Source organism: Pseudomonas sp. P867, assembly GCF_019891455.1.
In the GTDB taxonomy this organism is placed as follows: Bacteria; Pseudomonadota; Gammaproteobacteria; order Pseudomonadales; family Pseudomonadaceae; genus Aquipseudomonas; species Aquipseudomonas synxantha_A.
The window spans coordinates 1-476 of record NZ_JAFLXB010000045.1 but is presented as its reverse complement, the minus strand read 5'-3'; the positions used below and the strand labels follow the sequence as shown (position 1 = coordinate 476).

Annotated in this window: 1 protein-coding gene; it reads left to right on the top strand. The window is 56.9% G+C overall.

Going from position 1 to position 476, the window contains the following annotated elements; all coding sequences use genetic code 11:
• On the top strand, nucleotides 1-476 hold a 476-nt coding region (locus J1G33_RS27760), incomplete at both ends, for an immunoglobulin-like domain-containing protein (protein WP_223019174.1).

Genomic DNA, 476 nt, shown 5'->3' with positions numbered 1-476 from the left:
TACAAAGGCGATCAAACCGTCACTACCGCCATCCAAGGCGTGACCGGCGGCGAGCACTTTGAAAATCTGATTCCAGGTACCGATAAAGTCACCACGACTGTAACTGACACTCCGGGGACCGATAACACCACGACCGTGACGTTGACTGCGCCGAGTGCGGTGAACGAAGGTGGCCAGATCACCTATACCGCAACCTTGAGCAACAAGGCCGGTACCGACGTCACGTTGAAGCTGGATAACGGCTCGTCGATCACCATCAAGGCTGGCGACACCGTCGGCACCGTGACTGTTCCTGCACCTACCGATGACGTGTTCATCGACAAGAGCACGCAGACCGTTCAAATCACCGAAACCACGGGTGGCAACTTCGAAAAACTGGAAGTTGCGGGCAACGGCGCAACCACCACGATCAACGACACCATCGACAAGGTCGATGTGGTCCTGACTGCTACCACCACCGTCGGCGAAGGCGGCAA